18 protein-coding genes and 12 pseudogenes are annotated in these 24,224 nt (G+C 69.7%); 13 read left to right on the top strand and 17 right to left on the bottom strand.

What is annotated here, in order from left to right; translation table 11 throughout:
* Positions 1-33 precede the first annotated feature (33 nt).
* Positions 34-775: pseudogene (locus tag KAE78_RS01040) on the top strand (AzlC family ABC transporter permease).
* Positions 772-1,086, top strand: coding sequence for an AzlD domain-containing protein (locus tag KAE78_RS01035; protein WP_223171408.1), 315 nt, complete (start codon positions 772-774; stop codon positions 1,084-1,086). The pseudogene KAE78_RS01040 and the gene KAE78_RS01035 overlap by 4 nt, the downstream one beginning before the upstream one ends.
* A 66-nt stretch (positions 1,087-1,152) precedes the next feature.
* Here the strand turns inward: KAE78_RS01035 and KAE78_RS01030 are convergent, their stop codons facing one another.
* The 9 genes and pseudogenes from KAE78_RS01030 to KAE78_RS19160 all read right to left on the bottom strand — a co-directional run.
* On the bottom strand, positions 1,153-2,244 hold the full coding sequence (locus tag KAE78_RS01030; RefSeq protein WP_262927696.1) for an ABC transporter substrate-binding protein: 1,092 nt from the start codon (positions 2,242-2,244) through the stop codon (positions 1,153-1,155).
* Between the two features lie 462 nt (positions 2,245-2,706).
* Positions 2,707-3,738: a branched-chain amino acid ABC transporter permease gene (locus tag KAE78_RS01025; RefSeq protein WP_223171407.1), complete on the bottom strand. Its 1,032-nt coding sequence runs from the start codon at positions 3,736-3,738 to the stop codon at positions 2,707-2,709.
* Positions 3,735-4,664 carry a branched-chain amino acid ABC transporter permease gene (locus tag KAE78_RS01020; RefSeq protein WP_223171406.1) on the bottom strand — a complete coding sequence of 310 codons (930 nt, stop codon included), beginning with the start codon at positions 4,662-4,664 and terminating at the stop codon, positions 3,735-3,737. Before KAE78_RS01020 ends, KAE78_RS01025 begins: the two co-directional genes overlap by 4 nt.
* Positions 4,661-5,035 (bottom strand): hypothetical protein, encoded by a 375-nt coding sequence (locus KAE78_RS01015; RefSeq protein ID WP_223171405.1) that lies wholly within the window; start codon positions 5,033-5,035, stop codon positions 4,661-4,663. Before KAE78_RS01015 ends, KAE78_RS01020 begins: the two co-directional genes overlap by 4 nt.
* A gap of 14 nt (positions 5,036-5,049) precedes the next feature.
* Positions 5,050-6,398 (bottom strand): annotated as a pseudogene (locus KAE78_RS01010) (AMP-dependent synthetase/ligase).
* A 124-nt stretch (positions 6,399-6,522) separates the two neighbouring features.
* Positions 6,523-7,140, bottom strand: coding sequence for an ABC transporter ATP-binding protein (locus KAE78_RS17075; RefSeq protein ID WP_262927816.1), 618 nt, complete (start codon positions 7,138-7,140; stop codon positions 6,523-6,525).
* Between the two features lie 103 nt (positions 7,141-7,243).
* A pseudogene (locus KAE78_RS17070) lies at positions 7,244-7,363 on the bottom strand (ABC transporter ATP-binding protein); the annotation flags it as partial.
* A gap of 337 nt (positions 7,364-7,700) precedes the next feature.
* A pseudogene (locus tag KAE78_RS19165) lies at positions 7,701-7,760 on the bottom strand (hypothetical protein); the annotation flags it as partial.
* A gap of 110 nt (positions 7,761-7,870) precedes the next feature.
* Positions 7,871-8,098, bottom strand: a pseudogene (locus KAE78_RS19160) (ATP-binding cassette domain-containing protein); the annotation flags it as partial.
* A 262-nt stretch (positions 8,099-8,360) separates the two neighbouring features.
* Between KAE78_RS19160 and KAE78_RS00990 the strand changes: the two are divergent.
* The 5 genes and pseudogenes from KAE78_RS00990 to KAE78_RS00970 all read left to right on the top strand — a co-directional run bounded on the left by KAE78_RS00990 (position 8,361) and on the right by KAE78_RS00970 (position 11,898).
* Positions 8,361-8,804: a histidinol dehydrogenase gene (locus tag KAE78_RS00990; protein ID WP_223171404.1), complete on the top strand. Its 444-nt coding sequence runs from the start codon at positions 8,361-8,363 to the stop codon at positions 8,802-8,804.
* On the top strand, positions 8,801-9,121 hold the full coding sequence (gene fdxA, locus KAE78_RS00985; protein WP_223171403.1) for a ferredoxin: 321 nt from the start codon (positions 8,801-8,803) through the stop codon (positions 9,119-9,121). Before KAE78_RS00990 ends, fdxA begins: the two co-directional genes overlap by 4 nt.
* A pseudogene (dapC, locus tag KAE78_RS00980) lies at positions 9,121-10,231 on the top strand (succinyldiaminopimelate transaminase). The gene fdxA and the pseudogene dapC overlap by 1 nt, the downstream one beginning before the upstream one ends.
* A 149-nt stretch (positions 10,232-10,380) precedes the next feature.
* Positions 10,381-11,676 (top strand): citrate synthase, encoded by a 1,296-nt coding sequence (locus KAE78_RS00975; RefSeq protein WP_223171402.1) that lies wholly within the window; start codon positions 10,381-10,383, stop codon positions 11,674-11,676.
* Between the two features lie 42 nt (positions 11,677-11,718).
* On the top strand, positions 11,719-11,898 hold the full coding sequence (locus KAE78_RS00970; protein WP_223171401.1) for a hypothetical protein: 180 nt from the start codon (positions 11,719-11,721) through the stop codon (positions 11,896-11,898).
* On the opposite strand, the pseudogene KAE78_RS00965 reads toward KAE78_RS00970, so the two are convergent.
* Both KAE78_RS00965 and dapD read right to left on the bottom strand, forming a co-directional pair.
* Positions 11,892-13,259 (bottom strand): annotated as a pseudogene (locus KAE78_RS00965) (DEAD/DEAH box helicase). The gene KAE78_RS00970 and the pseudogene KAE78_RS00965 overlap by 7 nt on opposite strands.
* Before the next feature lie 219 nt (positions 13,260-13,478).
* A pseudogene (gene dapD / locus KAE78_RS00960) lies at positions 13,479-14,418 on the bottom strand (2,3,4,5-tetrahydropyridine-2,6-dicarboxylate N-succinyltransferase).
* A 65-nt stretch (positions 14,419-14,483) separates the two neighbouring features.
* On the opposite strand from dapD, the pseudogene dapE reads away from it, so the two are divergent.
* From dapE to KAE78_RS00940, 4 genes and pseudogenes are all read left to right on the top strand, one after another.
* A pseudogene (dapE, locus tag KAE78_RS00955) lies at positions 14,484-15,554 on the top strand (succinyl-diaminopimelate desuccinylase).
* Positions 15,555-15,590: 36 nt separating this feature from the next.
* Entirely contained in the window at positions 15,591-15,779 is a 189-nt protein-coding gene (locus tag KAE78_RS00950; protein WP_223171400.1) for a hypothetical protein, read from the top strand.
* 64 nt (positions 15,780-15,843) lie between these two features.
* Positions 15,844-16,749, top strand: coding sequence for a hypothetical protein (locus KAE78_RS00945; RefSeq protein WP_223171399.1), 906 nt, complete (start codon positions 15,844-15,846; stop codon positions 16,747-16,749).
* A gap of 83 nt (positions 16,750-16,832) precedes the next feature.
* On the top strand, positions 16,833-17,006 hold the full coding sequence (locus KAE78_RS00940) for a DUF3117 domain-containing protein (protein WP_223171398.1): 174 nt from the start codon (positions 16,833-16,835) through the stop codon (positions 17,004-17,006).
* A gap of 64 nt (positions 17,007-17,070) precedes the next feature.
* On the opposite strand, the pseudogene KAE78_RS00935 reads toward KAE78_RS00940, so the two are convergent.
* Positions 17,071-17,708 (bottom strand): annotated as a pseudogene (locus KAE78_RS00935) (O-methyltransferase).
* Between the two features lie 80 nt (positions 17,709-17,788).
* On the opposite strand from KAE78_RS00935, the gene KAE78_RS00930 reads away from it, so the two are divergent.
* Positions 17,789-18,208: a Sec-independent protein translocase TatB gene (locus tag KAE78_RS00930; RefSeq protein WP_223171397.1), complete on the top strand. Its 420-nt coding sequence runs from the start codon at positions 17,789-17,791 to the stop codon at positions 18,206-18,208.
* 12 nt (positions 18,209-18,220) lie between these two features.
* Here the strand turns inward: KAE78_RS00930 and KAE78_RS00925 are convergent.
* The 3 genes and pseudogenes from KAE78_RS00925 to KAE78_RS00915 form a co-directional block, all read right to left on the bottom strand.
* Positions 18,221-19,341 (bottom strand): annotated as a pseudogene (locus KAE78_RS00925) (Mrp/NBP35 family ATP-binding protein).
* A complete protein-coding gene (locus KAE78_RS00920; protein WP_223172357.1) occupies positions 19,338-19,856 on the bottom strand; it encodes a DUF1003 domain-containing protein in 519 nt (172 codons plus the stop codon). The pseudogene KAE78_RS00925 and the gene KAE78_RS00920 overlap by 4 nt, the downstream one beginning before the upstream one ends.
* Positions 19,857-19,905: 49 nt before the next feature.
* Positions 19,906-21,153: pseudogene (locus tag KAE78_RS00915) on the bottom strand (magnesium transporter); the annotation flags it as partial.
* Positions 21,154-21,204: 51 nt separating this feature from the next.
* Here KAE78_RS00915 and KAE78_RS00910 point away from each other — a divergent pair.
* On the top strand, positions 21,205-21,789 hold the full coding sequence (locus KAE78_RS00910; protein ID WP_223171396.1) for a general stress protein: 585 nt from the start codon (positions 21,205-21,207) through the stop codon (positions 21,787-21,789).
* Here KAE78_RS00910 and KAE78_RS00905 read toward each other — a convergent pair.
* The gene (locus KAE78_RS00905) at positions 21,750-23,450 is read right to left on the bottom strand and encodes an HNH endonuclease signature motif containing protein (protein WP_223171395.1); all 1,701 of its coding nucleotides are present in this window, start codon (positions 23,448-23,450) and stop codon (positions 21,750-21,752) included. The two genes, KAE78_RS00910 and KAE78_RS00905, sit on opposite strands and share 40 nt — an antisense overlap.
* Positions 23,451-23,572: 122 nt before the next feature.
* Positions 23,573-24,202, bottom strand: a complete 630-nt coding sequence (locus KAE78_RS00900) for a hypothetical protein (protein WP_223171394.1) — start codon at positions 24,200-24,202, stop codon at positions 23,573-23,575.
* Between the last annotated feature and the right edge of the window lie 22 nt (positions 24,203-24,224).

Genomic DNA, 24,224 nt, shown 5'->3' with positions numbered 1-24,224 from the left:
ACAAACACTCGTGCAGTGTTCAGACTGATCAGCATGCGTTCAGTACAACGAACGGATGCCGCGTCCGCTCCCGACCCCGCCCGCCGTGCGGTCTGGAAGGAGGGCCTCGCCGTCGCCTTCGCCACGAGCGCCTACGGCGTCTCCTTCGGCGCCCTCGCCGTCGCATCCGGACTCGACATCTGGCAGACCTGCGTGCTGAGCCTGCTCATGTTCACCGGCGGCTCGCAGTTCGCCTTCATCGGCGTGCTCGGCTCCGGGGACTGGCGGCGCTCCCGGCCGCCGTCACCTCGGCGGCGCTGCTGGGGGTGCGGAACATGGCCTACGGCATCCGGATGTCGCCGATCATCGGGCGCGGCATCGCCCGCCGCGCCGCAGCCGCCCACCTCACGATCGACGAATCCACCGCCGTCGCGCTCGCCCAGCCCGAACTGCACCTGAAGCGGCTGGGCTTCTGGGTGACGGGGCTCGGCGTGTTCCTGGGGTGGAATCTCACCACGCTCCTGGGGCGCTCCTCGGCGACGTCCTCGGCGACCCGAAGACCTACGGACTGGATGCCGCCGCGGCCGCCGCCTTCCTCGCGCTGCTGTGGCCGCGCCTGAAGCAGCGCCAGGCGATCGTCGTGGGCATCGCCGCCGCGGTCGTGGCCACGGCGGTCATGCCCCTCGTGATGCCCGGCATGCCGGTGCTGATCGCGGCATCCGTCGCCCTGATCGTCGGCTGGTTCAACTGGTTCGGGCGCGACGAGCGGCTGCGGGAAGCGGAGGCCGGCGCATGAGCCTCTGGACGGCGATCCTCCTCGCCGCGACCATCTGCGTCGCCTGGAAGGCCTTCGGGTACCTCGTGCCCCCGAGCCTGCTGGAGGCGCCGCGCCCGGCGCGCATCGCCGATCTGCTCACCGTGGCGCTGCTGGCGGCTCTCGTCGCGGTGCAGTCGCTCGGTGACGGACAGGCCGTGACGGTCGACGCCCGGGTCCCGGCCGTCCTCGTCGCCGCCGGACTTCTCTGGCTGCGGCAGTCGTTCCTCGTGGTGGTCTTCGCCGCCGCCCTCGTCGCGGCGCTTCTGCGGCTGCTCGGCTGGGCGGTCTGAGGCGCGGAAGCGGGGCACGAAGAAGGGGCGCCCTCGCGGACGCCCCTTCTCACCGTTCAGAGCCGATCAGCCGGATGCGACGCAGGCCGAGGAGTAGTCGGTCTGGTCGAAGGAGGAGCCGGTGAAGAAGCTCTCGATCGTGCGCATGCCGAGCTCGACATCGGGATCGGGCGATCCGACGTTGACGGACTGGTTGGCGTTCGCCTGCGGGTCGCCGCCGTAGGTGTGCGGCTGCAGCATGCCCTCGAAGTCGACGGTCAGGCCGTCGACCACGGCGGCGATGCCCTGCGGGGTGAGGTCGCCACTGGCGGCCGCGGCCTCCAGCGCCGCCTTCAGCGGGTAGTTGAGCGCCCAGCCGATGATGTAGCCGCCGTTGTCGGGCAGCCCGCCGCCGAGCGAGGCTTTGAGGTTCTCGATCGCGGCGCTCGAGCCGTCCCAGTTCTCATAGGGGCTCAGGTGGTTGTAGAGGCCGATGAGCGCCGGAGCCGCCGCCGAGCCCAGCAGAGCGGGGTTCCACGTCGGGAGCGATCCGAGGAACCGGCCCTGGAAGCCGCCCGCGGCGAGCTTGCCGACGATCTCCGCCGTCTCGGCGGGACCGACCGCGAGCACGACGACGTCGGCCCCGCCGGAGAGGACGGCCGCGACCACGGCGTCCTGGTTGCCGACCACCTGGTTCGGGCCGGTGCCGATCGCGTCGAGCGCCGTGGCGCCGTTGACCTCGGCCCAGCGCCGCACGCCCTCGGCGGAGTCCCCGCCGTAGTCGCCGGGGTAGCCGACCGCCTGCACAGTGGCGGGCTCGCCGTGCTCGATCGCGAACCAGTCCAGACCCACGAGCGCCTCGGTGCAGTAGGAGTAGCCCGTCTCCATGACGATGCCGTTGTCGTAGTCGTCGAAGGCGTAGCCCGACCACCACGAGGCGGGCACGGTCACCAGGCTCCGCTGGATCATGTCCGGAAGCACCGACTCGGTGTTGACCGTTCCCAGCGACTGCGCGATGCCGGCGATGTTGCCGGCGATCTGCTGGTACTGGGCGGCGTGCTCGGCCGCCTGGTACTTCGTGTCGCGGGTGTAGGTGTCGATGTCGATGTCGAAGCCGCCGATGCCGCCTGACTCGTTGACCTGCTGCCAGAAGGCGCGCTGGCCGTCGGTGATCGGCACCGCGAGCGCCGCGAACGGCCCCTCGGTGAGATCGGAGAGGACCCCCAGGTAGATGCAGCCGTTGTCGGCGTTGACGGCATCCGGGCAGGGTCGCTGGTCACGCCGGCACCGGTCGTGATCGTGTCGTCACCGGGATCCGCTGGATCGCCGGGTTCGGTGGGTTCCACTGTGCTGCACGCGGTGAGTGCCAGCAGGGCTGCCGCGGATAGCGCGATGGCCGCGCGGCTTCGTCGACGCAGAGTCATTTCGTGCTCCTTGGATCGGTGTGTCGGTGTTCAGTTTTTCGGTCAGTACGAGAACGGCCAGGCCTTGAAGTAGTTGCGCACGCGCACCCACAGCCCGTACAGTCCTCGGGGTTCCAGCGTGATGAACAGGATGATCAGCACGCCGAAGATGATGGTCTGCAGCTGGAAGACGTTCAGGATCCCACCGCTGGAGACGCTGATCCAGGGATCACGTCGGTCAGCTGCTCCAGGAGCCGGGGAGCAGTACCACGAAGCAGGCGCCGATGATCGTGCCGGAGATCGTCGCGATGCCGCCGATGACGACGACGGCGAGGAAGTCGATCGACAGGAACAGGTTCCATGCCTCGGGGTTGATCCGGCCCACCAGGATCGAGAAGAGCGCACCGGCGATCCCGGCGTAGGCCGACGACAGCGTGAAGGCGAGCGTCTTGGTCCGCAGAAGGTTGACGCCCATGACCTCGGCGGCGATGTCGCGGTCGCGCACAGCCGCGAAGGCGCGCCCGTAGCGTCCGCGGACGAGGTTGCGGGCTCCGATCCCGAGGACCACCAGCAGAGCGAGGGCGAGCAGGTAGAGCGAGATGTGCGGCGGCACGTGCAGCGGGCCGATCGCATAGGTCGCGGTGAGATCGACGCCGAAGAGCGTGCGGTTCGCGACGCTGCGCCCCACGCCCTGACCGCCGGTGATCGGGGTGAGCGTCTTGAAGAGGTGCTCGCCGAGGATCAGCAGGCCCAGCGTCAGCACCGCCAGGTACAGGCCGCGCACCCGCGTGGCCAGGGGCGCGACGATGAGGCCGATGAGTCCGGCCACGATCGCGGCGGCGGGGAGGGCGAGGGCCAGGTCCAGCCCCAGTCCCCAGGTGGTCGGCCCGGCGTTGCCGCCGACGATCGCGGCGGTGTACGCGCCGATCCCCAGGAAGAAGGCATGGCCGAGCGACACCTGGCCGGCGTAACCGGTCAGCAGGTTGAGGCCGATCCCGCCGATCGCGTAGACCACCGCCATCGTCAGCAGGTAGGTCAGATCGGCGGCGATGAGGAAGGGTGCGGCCACGGCCGTCACCACCAGCACGCCCGCCCACCAGCGCTTGGCCGGCGTGTTCCAGATCGCCTGGTCTGCGGCATAGCTGGTGTAGAGGCCGGCCCGGCCGCGCCGGACCTTGCGGTGCACGTGCCCGCGGACGTCCTCGAAGTTCAATCGCCGGGACTGGCCGGTCAGTCGCGCCGCCTGCTGCGGCTTGTCGATGAGGCTCATACTCGCTGCACCTCCCGTGTGCCGAAGATCCCATAGGGCCTGATCAGCAGCACGACCACCATGATCACGTAGGGGACGACCAGATCGAAGTTCGTGCCGAGCCACGGCGCGAACAGAGGCTGATAGCTCTTGGTCAGGGCCATCGAGACGCCGACGATGAGCCCGCCGACGACCGCGCCCTTGAGCGAGTCGAGACCGCCGATGATGATCGCCGGCAGCGCGACGAGGGCGAAGAGGGCATCGGTGGCCTGGATGACCGAGCCGTTCGCGGCCATGAGCGCCCCGGCGAGGGCGACCATCGCCCCCGAGATGCCCCAGGCCGCCGAGAACATCCGGCCGACGTCGATGCCCTGCGCGAGCGCCGTCTCCTGGTCGAGCGCCGTCGCCCGCATGGCGAGGCCGAGCTTGGAGCGGGCCAGCCACCAGCCGAGGAGCCCGATGACCGCGAGGGCGATGACGAAGCGTGCGACCGCGTTCTCGTACACCTGGATGCCGCCGCCGCATCCGCCGAACTCGCCCGCCTCGCCGCCGAGGCAGAAGCTGCTCAGCTGCCAGGGGTCGGCGACCGTGCGCGGCTGGGAGTTGAACAGACGGAAGGCGAGGATGAGCAGGATGATGAACAGGCCCACCGTGACGATCGCCGCGGCGAAGGGAGGACGGCCGACCATCGGGCGGATCGCGACGCGCTCGATGCCCACCGCCAGCGCGGCGATCACGAGCATCGCCAGCAGCACCGCGGCGAAGAAGGGGAGCCCGACCTGCGTGGCGAAGACGCTCGTCGCGAAGGCGCCGAGGATCATCAGCGCCGGCTGGGCGAAGTTGAGCACGCCCGTGGCGCGATAGATGATCACGAAGCTCACGGCGATCAGGGCGTACACGGCGCCCTGGCCGAGGCCGGTGATGAGGGACGAGAGCAGCGTCGTCATCCGTTCCTCCCGAGGTCGGCGCCGGCGTAGGCGGTGGTATCGGCGTACATGTCGTCGACCAGGTGCGGCACCGTCGCCGCGAAGGCCGCTCTCTTGAGCTTCTGCGTGGCCGTCAGCTCACCGTCCTCATGATCGAGCTCCTTCGTCAACATCCGGAACTTGCGGATCGACTCGACCCGGGCGAATCGGGTGTTCACCTCGTGCACGATGCCCTTCACGAGGGCGATCACCTCGTCTTTGGTCGACAGGTCGCGGTAGGTGGTGAACTCGATCTTCTTCCGGGAGGCCCAGTCGGCGACGGTGTCGTACTCGATGCCGATGAGCGCGGTGAGGTACGGGCGCTTGTCGCCGATGACGACCGCCTCTTTCACATAGGGCGAGGCCTTCAGGGCGTTCTCGATCTCGCTGGGGAGATGTTCTTGCCTCCGGCGGTGATGATGATGTCCTTGATGCGGTCGATGATGCGCAGATGCGTGCCCTCGACCCATTCGCCGACGTCGCCGGTGCGCAGCCAGCCGTCATCGAGCATCGTGTCGGCGGTGGCCTCGGGCTTGTCCCAGTAACCGGCGAAGACTCCCGGATGCCGGGTGAGCACCTCTCCGGTCTGCTCGTCGAGGCGCACCTCGGCGTGGGGCTGGGGCTCGCCCACGGTGCCGACGATCATCCTTCCGCGACGGTTCGTGGTCGCGATCGCCGAGTTCTCGGTCATGCCGTAGGCCTCGAAGAGCGAGACGCCGATCCCCAGGAAGAACGACAGCACCTCCGGGCGATGGGCGCCGCCCCCGAGACCGCGTGGCGCACGTGGAGGAGACCCAGGCGCTTGCGCAGCGGGCGGTACAGCGGCAGGTACCCCAGGGCGTAGAGGAGGCGCGCCCGCGGCGTGAATCGTCCGGCGTTGGCGATGCGGTCGGCGCTGATGCGCTGGCTCCACCGCATCCCGAGGGCGAAGACGCCCCGCTTCAGGCGCGAGGCGCCGGCCATCTTGATCGCGACCGTCGCCTGGATCTTCTCCCAGATGCGGGGCACGGCGAACAGGATCGTCGGCTGCACCTCGGCGAGGTCGGCCGAGACGGTGTCGATCGACTCGGCGAAGTGCACGACGGTGCGCGTGGCGAGGTTCGCCCAGATCGAGATGCCGCGTTCGACGACGTGGGAGAGGGGCAGATAGCTCAGCAGGGTGTCCTGCGGGCTCGGGCGCGTGCCGAGGATCCCGTCGTCGATCGCGAGGATCTCCGAGGCGAAGGAGACGTTGCGGGCGCTGAGCATGACGCCCTTGGGTGGGCCGGTGGTGCCCGAGGTGTAGATGAGCGTGACGATGTCGTCCGGGCTGCGCTCGGCGTCGAGCTCTTCGAGGAGTCGCGGGTGGGCTTGGCGGTGGGCGGCGCCCCGATCGATCAGCTCGTCGATGGAGAGCAGCTTCGGATCGTCGTAGGAGGCCATCCCTCTGCCGTCGAGGTAGACGATCCAGTCCAGATGCGGCGCTGCGGCCTGCGCCTCGAGCGCCTTGTCGACCTGCTCCTGATCCTCCGCGATGAGCACGCGCGCGCCGCTGTCGGTGAGCAGGTAGGTGATCTCGGAGACCGGGTTGGTCGGGTAGAAGCCCACGATGGCCGCACGCAGGCTTGTCGCGGCGAGGTCGGCGAAGAGCCACTCCGGCCGGTTCTCCGACTGGATGGCCACGCGGTCGCCGGGCGTGACGCCCAGCGCCGCCAGGCCGAAGGCGACGGCCTCCACGGAGGCCAGGTACTCGCTCCAGGTGATGTCCTGCCAGATCCCGGACTGCTTGACCCGCAGGCGGTGTCGTTCGGGACCTCGGCGGCGGAGGCGCGCAGGAGGCGGGTCAGGTAGGTGGTCTCGCTCACTTCTCCTCCACCCCGATCTCCAGGTCTTCGACGGCCACGTCGAGGTCGGCGGCGACCTCGGCGGTCACGCTCTCGCTGGCTCCGCCCAGGTAGGCGGCGATGACAGCGGGGTCGCGCTGCACCTCCTCGGGCGTTCCCAGGGCGATGCGCTTGCCGAAGTCGATGACCATGATGCGGTCGGCGAGGTCCATCACCAGGCGCATGTCGTGCTCGACCATGATCATCGAGGTGCCGAGCTCGGTGCGGATGTCGAGGATGAACCGGGCCATGTCCTCGGTCTCCTCGGAGTTCATCCCCGCGACCGGCTCGTCCAGCAGGAGCAGGAGCGGGTCCATGGCCAGCGCGCGACCGAGCTCGACGCGCTTCTTCATCCCGTAGGGGAGGATGCCGACCGGGAGGTGCCGGACCGAGGCGAGGCCGAGGAACTCGATGAGGTCCTCGATGTGCCGGCGGGCGGCCAGCTCCTGCTTCCGGGAGCGGCCGATCCACAGCAGCGCCTCGGGCCAGGAGTAGGAGGTCTTCTGATGGCGGCCGAGGAGGAGGTTGTCGAGCACCGACAGGTTGTCGAAGAGCTCGACGTTCTGGAATGTGCGGGCGACACCGCGGCGGGCGATCTCGTCGGGGAGTGGCCGAGCAGGGACTCCCCTCCAGCGCCAGGCTCCCCTCCTGCGGGCGGTAGACGCCGGAGATGCAGTTGAAGGTCGAGGTCTTCCCCGCGCCGTTCGGACCGATGATCGCGAACAGCTCGCCGCGCTGCACGTCGAAGGAGATGCCGTCGAGCGTGGTCGCCCCGCCGAAACGCAGCGTGAGTCCCTGGGCCTCCAGGAGCGCGGTCATGACAGCCACCTCTTCCGTCGCTTGTAGTGTTTGACGTCGCGCAGGCTCGTCGCCGCCGCACCCGTGCCGAGGTAGAACTCCCGGATGTCCTCGTCGTCGCGCAGCGCCTGGGCGGGGCGTCCATCACGACCTTCCCGTTCTCCATGACGTAGCCGTGATCGGCGATGGACAGCGCCATCGCGGCGTTCTGCTCGACCAGCAGCACTCCGGTGCCGCTCCGACGGATGTCGACGATGAGATCGCGGATCTGCTCGACGATCTGCGGGGCCAGTCCGAGGCTCGGTTCGTCGAGGAGGATGTACTTCGGCTCGGCCATGAGGGCGCGGCCGATGGCGAGCATCTGCTGCTCGCCGCCGGAGAGGTAGCCCGCCCGCTGGCCCCGGCGCTCCCCGAGCACGGGAACATCGTGTAGATGCGATCGAGCTTCTCGGCGAGGTCGGCGCGCGTGCGCGTGTAGGCGCCGACACGGAGATTCTCGTCGACGGTGAACTCGACGAAGACGCGTCGGCCCTCCATGACCTGGGAGACCCCGGCGCGCACGACGTCGGCGGCGCGCTTCGTGTTCAACGGCGCCTCGTCGATCGAGATGTGCCCGCGGGTGATGCGGCCGCGGTGCACGTCGAGCAGACCGGACATCGCGCGTAGCAGAGAGGTCTTCCCCGCGCCGTTGGCGCCGAGGAGCGCGACGATCGAGTCGCGCGGGATGCGGATGCTGGCGCCCTTGACGACGAGCATGACGTCTTCGTAGACGACTTCGACGTTGTGTACGGCGAGGGTCATGGGTCCCCTTCGACTGGTCACTGCACTGTGATCACGTGCGACAAACCTATCCACAAGAACGGCGCTGTCGAGGTTTCGTGATGAAACTGAGATTCATTACTCGTGAATCTCAGTTTCGCCCACGAAGAGCGTCGGTCTCACACGTCTAGAATTGGCGGACGGCTCGATTCCGGACGGGCCGGCTCCATGTTCGACTGCCCGTGAGATGAGGAACGCGATGCGCTCTGGCTGGCTCATCCGCGGCCTCTCCTGGATCGCCGCGATGCTCGTCGGCGGGTTCTACGGCGTCGCCGGCACGGTCGCGCACAGCGTGATGTGGGGTCCTGTGCCGATCGGGCTCATCGTCGCCGGGACCGCCTGCCTCGCACTCCTGGTGGCGATCCGCGCGCTCACGCACGACCGGGGCGCGACGCTGGCCACGGGGCTGGGCATGATGGGCATGCTGATCCTGATCTCCGGTCCCGGACCCGGCGGCTCGGTGATCGTTCCCGACACCCCGCTCGCGCAGGTGTGGCTGTGGGTGGTCGCCGGCTCCGTGCTGCTCGTGGTAGCGTGGCCCGCCGTGTCGAGATTCGCGCCGCCGGCCGTCGCGCCGCCGTCGACCGAACCGCCCGCATCCGGAGCCGACGACGCCGCGGGCGGAAGTAGACTGAACCCGTGACGTATGTGATTGCCCTGCCGTGCGTCGATGTCAAGGATCGCGCCTGCATCGACGAGTGCCCCGTCGACTGCATCTACGAGGGGGATCGGATGCTGTACATCCACCCCGACGAGTGCGTCGACTGCGGAGCCTGCGAGCCGGTGTGCCCGGTCGAGGCGATCTACTACGAGGACGATCTGCCCGAGGAATGGGCCGACTACTACAAGGCCAACGTCGAGTTCTTCGAAGAGGTCGGCTCTCCCGGCGGTGCGGCGAAGGTCGGGGTGATCCACCACGATCACCCGATCGTCGCCGAGCTTCCGCCGCAGGCCGAGTGATGGGTGTCACCGACCTCCCGCCCTACCCGTGGGATGCGCTGGCACCGTTCGCGGAACAGGCCCGTCGGCATCCGGACGGCATCGTCGACCTCTCCGTCGGCTCTCCCGTCGATCCCACCCCGAAGCTCGTGCGCGAGGCGCTCGCCGCGGCGACGGACGCACACTCCTATCCCGCCACGATCGGCACCCCCGCGCTGCGCGAGGCCATCGTGGCGTGGTTCGCCCGCCGCCGCGGCGTCCCGGGCCTTGTCCCGCCCAGGTCGTGCCGACGATCGGATCGAAGGAGCTCGTCGCGCTCCTGCCGTTCCTCCTCGGCATCGGCGAGGGCGACACGGTCGTCTTCCCGCGCACGGCCTACCCGACCTATGAGGTGGGCGCGCGCATGGTCGACGCCACCCCCTTCGCGAGCGACGACCCCGCCGAATGGCCGGAGGGCACCCGGCTCGTCTGGATCAACTCGCCCGGCAACCCCGACGGACGGGTGTGGAGCGCCGAGGAGCTGGCCCGCGCCGTCGCCCGGGCGCGAGAGCTCGGCGCGGTGATCGCCGGCGACGAGTGCTACGCCGAGCTCGGTTGGGAGGCGCCCTGGGACGCCGAGCCGATCCCCTCGCTGCTGGACCCGCGCGTGACCGGCGGCGACGCCACCGGTGTCCTCGCGGCCTACTCGCTCAGCAAGCAATCCAATCTCGCCGGCTATCGCGCGGCTTTCCTCGCCGGTGACGAGCAGCTGATCGCGTCGATCGGCAACGCCCGCAAGCACTTCGGCCTCATGACGCCCACGCCCGTCCAGGCGGCCATGGTCGCCGCTCTCGGCGACGACGCGCACGTCGAGGAGCAGAAGGAGCTGTACCGGCAGCGGCGACGGGTCCTGCTCCCCGCGGTGCAGAACGCGGGGTTCTCCGTCGACCGCTCCGAGGCGGGGCTCTACCTGTGGGCGACCGAGGGGCGCGACGCTTGGGACTCGATCGGACGACTGGCCGAGATCGGGATCCTGGCCGGGCCGGGCCCTTCTACGGTGAGTCCGGCGCCCGCCACGTGCGCCTCGCCCTGACCGCGCCGAGCGAGCGGATCGCGGAAGCCGCCCGTCGGCTCGATGCGCAGGTTCTGTAGCATCCGACGAGGAAAACCCGCGATCCCTTGGTGGTTGTCACAGTAGGCCTGTGTGGCCAGTAGGCTGTAAGGGCGATCCGGCCGTATGGCTCCCGCGCTCTGCGCAGGCACATCGCCCCCCGACTCAACTACGGTGCAAGGAGGTCCGCGTGAGCGCAGCGGGAGACCAGCCGACCAAGGCGACTCTGACGATCAACGGCCAGGCCGCAGAGTTCCCGGTGCTGCGGAGCGTCGACGGCGCCAGCAGCATCGACTTCTCGACCTTGACCCGCCAGACGGGTCTGACCGGACTCGACTACGGCTTCGTGAACACCGCGTCGACGAAGTCGGAGATCACGTTCATCGACGGCGACAAGGGCATCCTCCGCTATCGCGGGTATCCCATTGAGCAGCTCGCCTCCCACAGCTCCTATCTCGAGGTCGCCTGGCTCCTCATCTACGGCGAGCTGCCCACCGCCGTCGAACTTGCCGCCTTCGACGAGCGCGTCCGCCGTCACACGCTCCTGCACGAGGACCTCAAGCGCTTCTTCTCGGCGCTTCCCCCCACCGCGCACCCCATGTCGGTGCTGTCGTCGGCGGTCTCGGCGCTGTCGACCTATTACGAAGACCAGTCCGACCCGCACAACCCCGAGCACGTCGAGCTGAACACGGTGCGGATGCTGGCCAAGCTCCCCGTGATCGCCGCCTACGCGCACAAGAAGTCGATCGGGCAGGCCTTCCTGTACCCCGACAACTCGCTGGGCTTCGTCGAGAACTTCCTCAAGCTCAACTTCGGCGTCATGAGCGAGGACTACGAGATCAACCCGGTCGTCGTGCGAGCGCTCGAGCGACTGCTCATCCTCCACGAGGACCACGAGCAGAACGCCTCGACCTCGACCGTGCGGCTGGTCGGTTCCACCGGGGCCAACCAGTTCTCCTCGATCTCGGCGGGCATCAACGCGCTCTACGGCCCGCTGCACGGCGGAGCCAACGAGGCCGTGCTCGACATGCTCGGCCGCATCCGCGAGTCGGGTGAGTCGGTCGCACGCTTCGTCGAGCGGGTCAAGAACAAGGAAGACGGCGTGAAGCTCATGGGCTTCGGTCACCGCGTCTACAAGAACTACGACCCGCGCGCCAAGCTCGTGAAGGAGTCGGCCGATGAGGTGCTCTCCGAGCTCGGTGTGCACGACCCGCTTCTCGACCTCGCCAAGGAGCTCGAAGAGATCGCCCTGGCCGACGACTACTTCATCCAGCGCCGCCTCTACCCGAACGTCGACTTCTACACCGGCGTCATCTACAAGGCGATGGGCTTCCCCACGCGTATGTTCACGGTGCTCTTCGCGATCGGCCGCCTGCCCGGGTGGCTCGCGCAGTGGCGTGAGGCCGTGAACGACCCCCAGACGAAGATCGGGCGCCCGCAGCAGCTCTACGTCGGTCCCGACGAGCGTCGCTACCCGGGAGCCTGAACACTGCCGCGCAGAGGGCGCGCAGAGGGTAGCGTCTACCCCATGGCAATCCTCTTCGGCCTGCTCTCGGGCCTGATGCTGATCGTTCTCATCGTCATCGGGGTCGCCGTGGCGGCCGTGATCGCGGTCCTCGTCGTCTGGTCCGCGCGTCGTTCTCGGGCGGGAGCACAGGCGCACGGCGACCCGCTCTCGGTGCCGACCGAGGAGCCGCCCGGTCAGTGAGACCGAGCGGCCCGGTCAGCGACTGGAGCCGGTCGTTCAGCGGGTTGCGGCGCGTGCGCCCTGGGGCGCGGGCGGCGACGGCGACGGTTGTTCGACGCCGAGCCGTTGCCGGAGCCGCTCGTACGGCCGCCCGAGGGGCGCTGCTTCGCCTGCTGACGCTGCGCCGGCTGCGTGGGCGGAGCCGGCTTCACGTGCGGGGCGCGCTCGCCGACGAGGGTGCTCACGGCATCCGATGTCGAAGGCTCCAGCGACGCGGTGATCTGCGCCTTGCGGAGCAGTCCCTTCACGTCCTGACGCTGCTCGGGAGGACGATCGTGACGACCGTCCCGGCTGCGCCGGCACGGGCCGTACGGCCCGAGCGGTGCAGGTAGGCCTTGTGCTCGAGGGCGGGTCCACGTGCACGACGAGGTCGACCGCGTCCACGTGCACGCCACGGGCGGCGACGTCGGTCGCCACGAGGACGCGCACGCCGCCGTCGGCGGGGTCGGCGGAGAAGGCGCTGAGGTTGCGCTCACGGGCGTTCTGCGAGAGGTTGCCGTGCAGGTCGACGGCGGGGATCCCCGCGGCGGTGAGCTGCTTGGCGAGCTTCTTGGCCTGGTGCTTCGTGCGGGTGAAGAGGATGCGGCGCCCGGTTCCGGAGGCGAGCTCGCGCACGAGCGTGGTCTTGCCGGCGGGGGAGTCGACCGTGAGCACACGGTGGGTCATCTCGCCGACGGGGACGCTCGCCTCATCGACCTCGTGGCTGACCGGGTCCTTCAGGAAGCGGCGCACGAGCGTGTCGACACCGCGGTCGAGCGTCGCGCTGAACAGCAGGCGCTGGCCGGTGCCGGGCGTGGCGTTGAGGATGCGGGTGACACCGGGGAGGAACCCGAGATCGGCCATGTGGTCGGCCTCGTCGAGCACCGTGACCTCGATCGCGTCGAGGTGCGCGATCTGCTGCTTCATGAGGTCTTCGAGCCGGCCGGGGCAGGCGACGACGATGTCGACGCCGGAGTGCAGCGCGCGCTCCTGGGGGCGCTGGCTCACGCCGCCGAAGATCGTCGTGACCTTCATGCCCACGGCACCGGCCAGCGGCGCGAGGACCTCGGAGATCTGGGTGGCCAGCTCACGGGTGGGAGCGAGCACGAGTGCGCGGGGTGGCCGGGACGCGTGCGCTTGGGCGTGGCCGCGAGGCGGGCCACGAGCGGCACGGAGAAGGCGATGGTCTTGCCGCTGCCCGTGCGGCCACGACCGAGGAGGTCGCGTCCCGCGAGGGAGTCGGGCAGCGTGTCGCGCTGGATCGGGAAGGGCTCCGTCTTGCCGGAGGCGGCGAGGACGGAAGCGAGGGCAGAGGGCACACCGAGGTCGGTGAATGAAGTCATGGATGTTCTCCGTGGGCGCACAGCACGACAGGCGTGCGAGAGCGGGAAGGTGGGCGACGGCGGGGGATCCCGCATCGTTTCGCCGTTCGAGAAGATAAAGAACCGGATGCCGGTGCAAGAGCGTATCGACGACGCAGACGCATCACAGGAGTGTGGCGTCGATCGAGACTAGCACGCCGCGTATGCCGGAAGCTGAATGCGCAGCCGTACCGGGCGTGTTTAGGCGTGCAGCGCCTCGTTGAGGGTCACGCCGACGCCCTCCCTCGGCACGGCCTCGATGGCGCCGGAGAGCGAGTTGCGGCGGAACAGCAGGCCGTCGCGCCCGGAGAGCTCGCCGCCCTTGACGGTGCGCTTGGCGGCGTCGGCGGTCTGCGGGTTGTCGGCCAGGCGCACCTTCGAGCCCGCGGTCACGTAGAGGCCCGCCTCGACGATGCAGTCGTCGCCGAGGGAGATGCCGATGCCGGAGTTCGCGCCGAGCAGGCAGCGGGCGCCGATCGACACCTTGTGCGTGCCGCCGCCGGAGAGGGTGCCCATGATCGAGGCCCGCCGCCGATGTCGCTGCCGTCGCCGACGACGACCCCCTGCGAGATGCGGCCCTCGACCATGGAGGCGCCGAGGGTGCCGGCGTTGAAGTTCACGAAGCCCTCGTGCATCACGGTCGTGCCGGGGGCGAGATGTGCGCCCAGGCGCACGCGCGCGGCATCCGCGATCCGCACGCCCACGGGGTGACGTAGTCGGTCAGGCGCGGGAACTTGTCGACGCCCTGCACCTGGATGCCGGCGCGCTTGAGGAACGGACGCCGGATCGCCGCGGTGGCGGGATCCATGGGGCCGGTGTCGGTCCAGGCGACCGTCGGCAGAAGGCCGAAGATGCCGTCCAGGTTGATCTCGTTGGGGCGCACGAGCAGGTGCGAGAGCGCGTGCAGGCGCAGGTAGGCGTCTGCGGTGGAGGCGGGCGCGGCATCCGCATCGATGCGGAGCGTGACCCGCTCGACGCGCACATCGCGGATCTCGTCGACGCCGGCGGCGTCGAGCCAGGTCGGCGACGGGTCGACCTCGACGTCCTTCCCGGGCACCGGCTCGGGGAACCAGGCATCGAGCACCGTGCCGTCGGTCGTGATCGTCGTGAGCCCGTCGCCGGTGATCCATCGCGCGTCCATGCCCTCAACGGTACCGTCCTTCGACAAGCTCAGGAACCGAGGAGAAGTCGTTCTAAGCTGACAGGATGACGATCGATCTGTCCCAGTCCTCGGCCGAACTCACGCGCATCATCTGCGACATCCCAGCGTGTCGGGTGACGAGCAGGTGCTGGCCGATCTGATCGAGGATTCGCTGGCGGGCCTGCCTCACCTCGAGGTGATCCGGCACGGGAACACCGTCGTCGCCCGCACCGACCTCGGCCGCGCGCAGCGCGTGGTCATCGCCGGGCACATCGACACGGTCCCGATCAACGGCAACGTGCCCACGCGCCCCGTCGAGATCGACGGTGACGACTATCTGTGGGGACGGGGCACCGTCGACATGAAGGCCGGTGTCGCCGTGCAGCTCAAACTCGCCGCCGAGCTCACCGACCCCGCGATCGACATCACCTGGATGTGGTACGACAACGAAGAGGTCGAGGCGGCGCTCAACGGGCTGACCCTCTTGGCCGCGGCCCGCCCGGATCTCTTCGTCGGCGACTTCGCGATCCTCGGAGAGCCCTCGAACGGCGAGGTCGAGGGCGGATGCAACGGCACCCTGCGTGCGGTCGTGCGGACGACAGGTGTCCGGGCGCACAGCGCGCGCTCCTGGATCGGCGAGAACGCGATCCATGCCGCCGGCCCCGTGCTGCAGCGGCTGGCCGAGTACCGCCCGCGGAGGTCGTCGTCGAAGGGCTCGCCTATCGCGAGGGTCTCAACGCGGTCTTCATCAGCGGAGGAGTGGCCGGCAACGTCATCCCCGACGCCTGCGAGATCGAGGTCAACTACCGCTTCGCGCCGAGCAAGTCGCCCGAGGAGGCCGAGGCCCACGTGCGCTCGGTGTTCGCCGGTTTCGACGTCGAGATCACGGATGCCGCCCCGGTGCCCGCCCGGGCCTGGACGCCCCGATCGCGAAGCACTTCGTCGAGGCGGTCGGCGCCGAGCCGCGCCCGAAGTACGGGTGGACCGATGTCGCCCGCTTCTCGGCGCTCGGCATCCCGGCGGTCAACTACGGCCCCGGCGACCCGCACCTGGCCCACCATGACGAGGAGCGTGTGCCGCTCGCCCAGATCGAGGCCGTCGAGCACGGACTGCGGGCGTGGCTGACGCGCGCCTGACGCGCGTCTCGCGCCGCGGGGGCGCGTCCCCTGGTCGTGCGCATCGGCGTGATCTACCTCGTCGCGCGCATCGTCACCACCGGGTTCTTCCTGCTGGCGGCGCAGCTGTCGACGCCAGCGTCGCGCTTCGGCGCCACCCCGATCTCGCCGACTTCGTACTGGGATGGGACGCCCAGTGGTACTGGCTCGTCGCGTTCGCCGGCTATCCGCGCGAACTCCCTCTGACGGATGCTGGGCACGTCGCCGAGAACGCCTGGGCCTTCATGCCGGTGTACGCATATCTCGCCGAGTGGGTGGGCCTGCCCTCGGCGCCTGGGGCGCCGGGGCGCTCGTCGTCTCGCTCGTGTCGGGGTACCTGGCCTGCCTCGCGCTGCATCGCCTCCTCCGCCCGAGGATCGGGTCGGATGCCGCGCTCTGGGCCGTGATCTTCTTCTCCTCGGGCCCGCTGGCCGCCCTCTTCCAGATCGGCTACGCCGAGTCGCTCTTCCTGCTGCTGCTCTTCCTCGCGCTCGACGCGCTCGCCCGGCGCCGGTTCTGGCTGCTGTACCCGTTGCTGACCGTCATGGCGTTCACCCGTCCGGGCATCCTCGCCTTCGCGCTGCTCCTGGGCCTCTACGGGATCGCGCGATGGGTGCGCAGGCGCGAAGAGGAGCTGCCGGCATCCGATGTCGTCCACATCATCGCCCTCGGCGCGCTGTGCACCGTGAGCGGCTTCGGCTGGCAGGTCATCGCCGGCGCCGTGACCGGGCAGCCCGACGCCTATCTCGCGACCGAGCTCGCCTGGCGGCGCAACTGGGGGATCGCGCACGAGGGCTTCGTGCCCTTCGACGGCTGGGTGCGTGCGGGGGAGTTCTGGTTCGCGTTCTGGGGGCTTCCGGTCTGGCTCGGATTCGTGGCGCTGGCGGTGCTCGTGGGAGCCGCGGCATCCGCGCTGCTGTTCCTGCCGCAGGTGAAGGTGCTGGGGCGCGAGGTGAGGCTGTGGAGCGCCTCCTACCTGCTGTACCTGCTGGCGGTCTTCTTCCCGCAGTCGAGCACGTTCCGGCTTCTCGTGCCGCTGTCGCCGCTGTGGGGCGCGGTCGCCGTGCCGCGATCGCGCGTGTACCGGCTGTGCGTGCTGGGGCTGTGCCTGCTCGGGCAGTGGGTGTGGATCCACCAGATGTACGGCCTCGGCAACACCTTCTGGCAGGTGCCGTAGCAGACCCTTCATCCACACGAAACGGCGGCCGCCCTCTCCGAACCGATAAACTGGTTGCATACTACCGAGGAAAAGGAGCCACGATGGCAGCGATGAAGCCGAGGACCGGAGACGGACCCATGGAGGCTGTGAAAGAGGGGCGACTCATCATCGTGCGAGTTCCGCTCGAAGGCGGCGGTCGACTGGTCGTGTCGGTGAACGACGACGAGGCGAAGGAGCTTCACAGCGTGCTCGACGCCGTGGTGAACGCAGCCTGAGCAACGACACCGAGAGGGCGGCGCGATCTTCGGATCCGCCGCCCTCTCGCGTATCCGGAGAGACTCAGTCGGATGCCGCGATGCTGACCAGCTGCAGCAGTCCTTCGCCCGTGTTCGACAGGGACGCCAGGACGGCGGGGGACTGCTGGGTCTCCTGGATGAGCGAGCGGTAGGCCTTGGTGACGTCGTCGCGCTGGACGGGGTCGGCGACCTTTCCCCCGCCGAGGATGCGCGGCACAAGCACGAGGCCGCCGGTGCGGGCCAGGCGCAGCCCGTGCTCGACGTACTCGATGACGTTCTCGGGATCGGCGTCGACGAGCACGATGTCGTAGGCGGCCTCGTTCATGCGCGGGAGCACCTCGGTGGCGCGGCCCGTGATGAAGCGGGCGCGGGTCGAGGGGATCTTCGCCTCGGCGAAGGCCTTGCGCGCCGCGGCGAGATGCTCGGGCTCCTTGTCGATGCTCGTGAGCACGGCGCCGGGGCGCCGCGCAGCAGCCACAGGCCCGAGACGCCGGCGCCCGTGCCGATCTCGACGATGGACTTCGCCTCGACGGCGGCGGCGAGGACGGCGAGCTGGGCACCGATCGCCGGGCTCACCGGCTGGGCGCCGATCTCTACCGCGTGGGCGCGCGCCCGGACGATCGCGTCGGGCTCCACGGTCGCCTCGCGGACGTACCTCTCGTCTGCGGCCTGCTCGCTCACGGTTCCTCCTGAAGTGCTGCTTTCCAGGGTAAGCGCTCGCGCCGCCCGTCGGAGCAAGGCGCGGCGGGTAGCCTGGAGACATGATCTTCGGGCTGACGTGGGAGAAGCTGCTCCTCATCGGTCTGCTCGCCGCCGTCATCATCGGCCCCGAGCGGCTTCCGCGCATGGCGGAGTCCTTCGCGAGGATCGTGCATCGCGGCGGTCAGTATCTGCGGGGTGCGCGCGACCGGATGCGTGAGGAGATGGGCCGGAGATCGACGAGGTCGACTGGCGCAAGCTCGATCCGCGTCAGTACGATCCGCGGCGGATCATCCGCGATGCGCTCTTCGAGGAGCCGACCATCGCGCCGGCCGGCGCCGGGGCGCTGCTGCCGGTGTCGCCGCTGCGGCAGCCGCATCCGCGCCGGGGCGGCGGAGCGCATGTCGAAGCACGCGGTTCCGCGCGGTCCGCAGGAGTTCAGCGCCGAGGAGCCCCCACCCTACGACGACGAGGCGACGTAGCAGGAGCTGTCCTCATCGCAGGGTGACCGGAAGCGACCTGCCGGCGAGCCCGCGACCTCGGGCGGCGAGGTGAGTGGCCAACTGCGCGATCGCCTGGGCCGCGGCATCCGACGGCTCTCCGATCACGACCGGGACGCCGGTGTCGCCGCCGGTGCGCAGCGCCGGGCTCAGCGGGATCGACGCCAGAAGTGGCACCTCGTCGCCGCTTGAGGACAGCGCCTCGGCGACGCGCGCGCCGCCGCCCGAGCCGAACAGATCCATGACGGTGCCGTCGGGCAGCGCGAACGCCGCCATGTTCTCGACGACGCCGATCACGCGCTGCCCGGTCTGGCGGGCGACCTTGCCGCTGCGGATCGCGACATCGGATGCCGCCGGCTGCGGCGTCGTGATGACGAGCACCTCGGCGTGGGGAGGAGCTGCCCGATCGAGATGGCGATGTCGCCGGTGCCGGGCGGCATGTCGATGAGGAGGACGTCCAGGTCGCCGAAGAAGACGTCCGTGAGGAACTGTTGCACGGTCCGGTGCAGCATCGGGCCGCGCCAGGCGACCGCGGCCTCCGGGTCTTCCAGGAACATCCCGATCGAGATGGTCTTGACCTCGTGGGCGACCGGCGGGAGCATGAGGTCGTCGACGCGGGTCGGCTGCGTGCCGGCGGGGATGCCGAGCAGTCCCGGGATCGAGAAGCCGTGCACGTCGGCGTCGACCAGGCCCACGGCCAGCCCTTGCGCGGCCAGGGCCACGGCGAGGTTCGCCGTCACGGTCGACTTGCCGACACCGCCCTTGCCGCTGGAGACGAGGATGACACGGGTGAGTGAGTCTGGGCCGAAGGGCATCTGCCGGCCTGCGCGTCCGCCGCGCAGGCGCTCGGTGAGAGCCTTCCGCTCCGCGGGCGTCATGACGCCGATCCTCAGCGCGACCTCGGAGATCCCCTCGACGGATGCCGCGGCCGCCCGCACATCGCGTTCGATCCTGTCCGCGGCGGGGCATCCCACGATCGTCAGGGCGATCGCGACGTGCGCCGTGGCGCCCTCGACCGAGACGTCGCGCACCATGTCGAGCTCGGACAGCGGTCGACGCAACTCCGGGTCGGTGACGGCGCCGACCGCGGAGCGCACGGCATCCGACAGGGTCATGGCCTCTCCGCGGTCTCCTTCGTGTCGTCGCCCTCGGGCGGCGTCATCTCGACCAGCAGCGCCTTCAGCTCCTCGCGGAGGGTGTCGCGGGTCAGCTGCTGGGTGTTGCGCTCCTCCAGCGCCATGCGCAGGGCGACGATCTCGCGTGCCAGGTACTCGGTGTCGGCGAGGTTGCGCTCGGCGCGTTGGCGGTCCTGCTCGATCTGGACGCGGTCGCGGTCGTCCTGACGGTTCTGCGCGAGCAGGATGAGGGGCGCCGCGTAGGACGCCTGCAGGGACAGCATGAGGGTCAGCGCGGTGAAACCGAAGGCGGCCGAGTCGAAGCGCCATTCCTCCGGGCCCCAGGTGTTCCAGCTGAGCCAGGCGACGCAGAAGACCGTCAGGATCCCGAGGAACATCGGCGTGCCCATGGCGCGGGCGATCCACTCGGTGAAGCGGCCGAAGCGGTCGCTGTCGTCCTGCCTCTTCGGGCGGGTGCCGGTGCGCGGCGCGTCGAAATTGTCGCGGCGGGCCATCAGCGCTCACCTCCCTGGGGGATGCGATCGTGGGAATGGTCGGGATCGCACCGGTCGCGGTCGTCGGATTGTCGAGGGAGCGCCAGTCCTCGGGCAGCAGGTAGTCGAGAACGTCGTCGACGCTCACCGCGCCGACCAGGCGATGGGCCTGGTCCACGACCGGGAGCGAGACGAGGTCGTAGCTGGCCAGCAGCCGCGAGACCTCGGCGGCCGAGGCGTTGACGGGCACCGGTTCGAGCGTCTCGTCGATGATCGCCCCAGGCGTTCGTGCGGGGGTAGCGCAGCATGCGCTGGAAGTGCACCACGCCCAGCAGACGTCCGGTGGGCGTCTCGAACGGGGGAGGGTCACGAAGACGGATGCCGCGAGCGCCGGATGCAGCTCATGCCGCCGGATCAGCGCGAGGGCCTCGGCGACCGTCGCATCCGCCGACAGGATGATGGGTTCGGGCGTCATGAGTCCGCCCGCGGTGTCGGGGTCGTAGCGCAGCAGGTTGCGCACGTCGTCGGCCTCTTCGGGCTCCATGAGGTCCAGCAGGTGCTCGAGGCGGTTCTTCGGGAGCTGTGCCAGCAGGTCGGCGGCGTCGTCCGGATCCATCTGGTCGAGGATGTCGGCGGCGCGCTCGTCGCCCAGGCGCTCGAGGATGTGCGCCTGGTCGTCTTCGGGCATCTCCTCGAGCGCGTCGGCGAGGCGCTCGTCGGGAAGCTCTGCGGCGACCTCGATCATCCGCTGCTGGGGGAGATCGAGGAGGGTGTTGGCGAGGTCGGCCGGATGCATCTCCGACATGCTCGCCACGAGCTGCTCTGCCGACTGCGCCTCTCCGGGCGTGTGTTGCTGGCGCACCTCGTTCCAGTTGGCGAAGGCGGTCGGACCCTTCGCGAACGGTGAGGCGCTCGTCTTGGGCTTGCGCAGGAACAGCTGCGAGATCGACCATTCGCCCAGGCGGTTGGGCTCGATGGACACGTCCTCGATGATCGCCGAGCCGCTGCCGTCGGTGAGTTCGACCTTGCGGCCGAGGAGCTCGGCGATCACGCGCACCTCGCCCGCGCGCGGCTGGAAGCGGCGCACGTTCATGAGTCCGGTGGTGATGACCTGGCCGGACCGGATCGAGGTGACGCGCCCGATGGAGAGGAACACCTGTCGACGCCCGGGAATCTCGCACACGAGCCCGATGACCCGGGGCGAGCCGCTACTTCGGAACACGACGACGACATCGCGGACTCTGCCCAGCCGGTCGCCAGCCGGGTCGAAGACGGCGCAGCCGGTCAGGCGCGCGACGAATACCCGTTGTGTGCTCACGCTCTCAGCGTAGTCCCCGCTCGTCCGGGAGGTGCGTGGGACAATGGGGTGATGAGCATGATGAACAGGCCGATGGGCGCCGCCGACACGGGCGAGACCGTGCTGTCGGTGACCGAGTACGAGGCGGCGCAGAAGGCGGTCTCGAAGCTCATCGCCGGCGAGGTGCCCGCCAAGGAGATCGCGATCGTCGGTCTCGGCGTGCGCACGATCGAGAAGGTCACCGGCCGGCTCGGCTATGCGACGGCGGCGCGCACCGGCGCGATCAACGGCATCCTCATCGGGCTCTTCCTCTCGGCGATCCTCGTGCTGACCATGCCCGAGGCGCCGATGCAGCTGTTCGTCGGCTTCCTCTTCATCGGAATCGCGATCGGCATGTGCTTCGCCCTGATCAGCTACACGATCCTGCGTCGTCGCCGTGACTTCGCCAGCGTCATGCAGCTGGCGGCCGATCACTACGAGGTGCGGGTGCAGTCGTCTTCGCTGGGCAAGGCTCGTGGTGTGCTCGGCCAGAACCGGGCTCCGGCACCGCCGCCGGTGAACCTCGACGAGCCGCCGCAGTTCGGCGAGCGGATCCCGCCGGGCGCCGACCCGGCCGCCTATACGCGACAGCCGGGGTCGGACACGCCTCCGGCATGATGGCGGGCGAGGTTCACACCTTCACGCGGACCAGGCGTTCCTTGAACGCACCTTGAGTCCGCCCTTCCGGAAGGCTCACTGTGATGTGGGCCGCAGCGACCGACGCGCGGTATCTGCGCATCCGTGAGGAACGTCGACTCGACGCCTACGCCGCCAAGAAGAATCTTCGCGGAGGTGGATCGATCCCGGCCCAGGCGTAGGTGAGGGCGAGGGAGGTCTGAGCGGTAGGGGCTCCCTGCCGCCGGGCGGATGCAGCAGGAACTCGCCCTGCCCTCGCGGGTGATTCGCCAGCCGCCGTTGTGGAGGGCCATGTGGTGGTAGCGGCACAGCAGGATCCCGCGATCGATATCGGTGCGACCGCCTTCGGAGTAGGGGTCGATGTGATGCGCCTCGCAGTAGGACGCGGGCCTGTCACAGCCGCGCCAGCGGCAGCCGCCGTCGCGAAGGGCCAGGGCGATGCGCTGGCGCGGGGTGAAGAGGCGATGTTCGCGGCCGACGTCGAGCGGATTGCCGAAGGCGTCGAGTCGGCACGGCAGGGTGCCGCTCTCGCAACGGTGCTGCTCGGCGATCCAGCCGGGGAGCGCGTGGAGGCCGTCTTCTGTGTGCGCCGGGCCGGCGGTGGTGCTCTCGGCATCCACCACCTGCACGAGGCGAACACCGGGCTGTCGCGCTCCGAAGACCTTCTCGGTCTCGGCGAGCGACCCTGCCCGCAGCACGTCCAGGATGAGGTCGTAGCTGAGCTGCTTGTTGGTGCGGGGATCCTCAGCGAGTTCGTCGGCTCGCTCCTTCTCTTCAGGATCGACGAAGCGCGGTCCGCCGCGGCGTGGACGCAGGGTGGCGTCGATGATCGACCGCACCCAGGCGGCGCCGTGGTCGTCGAAGACGAGATGGCCGTGGTGGATCCCGTCGCCATCGGTCCACATCTGGAATGATCGCGCCTCGAACCGCGGGTCGAAGCGGCGCTCGGCGCCCTCGGGATCGAGTCGATCGCGCACCGTGCGGGCAAGCTTTCCGAGTGCCTCGACCTTCAGGTCGGGGGCTTCTGCGATCAGCTCGATCGCGGCCAGTGACCAGGCCTCGCGGCAGACGCGGGCGGCTTCGGCGGCGTCTGCCTCGGTCGCATCCGGCGCTTCCGGATCTCTCACGACAGGGGGTTCGCCGAGCCCGCGCAGGATCGCATCGTGTTGCGCGGCGGTGAGGGTCCCGTGCAGCAGGGCGTCGGAGAGCGGCGCATGCCAGGGCGCTCTGCGCCGGCCTCTGCCGGTGCGTCGGCAACCGCGGAGGAGGTGTCTGCGGAGGGCGTGTCGGCGGTCAGGGCCGGCGCCTCGTGCATCGCCTCCCCGATCCGAAGCTGCTTTTGCGCCTCGGCGCGGGTCACGCCCGTCATCTCCTGCAGGAGCGAGAGGGGCGTGCTGTGCCCGCGCGACTGGGCGAGCCCTGTGTGCCCGCGTCTCTCGTCGATCGGGCCGCCACGACCCCGCGGCGGCGATGCGCAGCCGCTCGGCGCCCCGGGCGAGCGCATCGGAGGACGACAGCAGCGCGAGGACCTGCTCGTCGTCGAAGGATTCGATCGCCTGCGCGAGTGTGGTGGTCGTGACATCATCGCCGAGCACGGCAGCCACAGCGGTGAGCTGCTCGTGAAGTTCGGTGATGATCGCCATACTTCTACTCTGGCACCGACCTCCGACATTCGAACAGAAATACGAAGGCTGCGAGATGAAAGAAGATCACGGAATGATCACGTGTGCTCGGCGTCGCCGGGGTCTATCCAGAGGATCCGACATCACTCACCCATCCACCAGGTGTCCATGTCGAGCAGCCAGTGGTGGCGCAGGCGCTGGGCGCGCTCGATCCCGGCGAGCACTCCCGCCACGGTGAGCGCGATGTTCGCCTCCGGAGGCAGGGCGATGGGCGAAGTGAAGGTTCCGATGCTGTCGGCGATGATCGGCAACCGGCTGACCCACTCGGCGACCTGCGGTGCGAGCACCACCAGCGACACGGCGAGCACCGTGAACGACGCCCCGGCGAGGACACGGCTGAGCATCGGACGCCTCTGCGCCAGCCGCGCGCGCCACGCCTCTCCGGTCAGCGGATGCGGCGTCAGCTGTCGCTCGGCGCCGTCATCGCGCACCGCGTGCATCCGCCGCACCCCGTAGGTGCTCGTCGCCGCTTCGATCGCGCCGCCGGGGATCGGGAAGGACGCGGGCGAGCCCGCCCTGGCCACCTGCTCCCCGTTGCGGTACAGCCGCAGCTCCTCCTCCCAGGCGAAGAAGTCGACGTCGACGGCGTAGGTGTCTGTGCCGCCTTCGGGGCGGCACAGCTCGATCCGGAAGAGGCTGCGCCACAGCGAGTGCCATCGGCGGTAGGGCCTCAGAGCGCTCCCATCGCCCGGCGTGACCTTCTTCTCCGCCATGCTGCGCGTCGTCTCGCCGCGC

Origin of the sequence: Microbacterium sp. NIBRBAC000506063, assembly GCF_017968845.1 — a bacterium.
Classification (GTDB): domain Bacteria; phylum Actinomycetota; class Actinomycetes; order Actinomycetales; family Microbacteriaceae; genus Microbacterium.
Note: the sequence above shows the minus strand (reverse complement) of the source record. Positions and strands in the feature narration are given on the sequence as shown.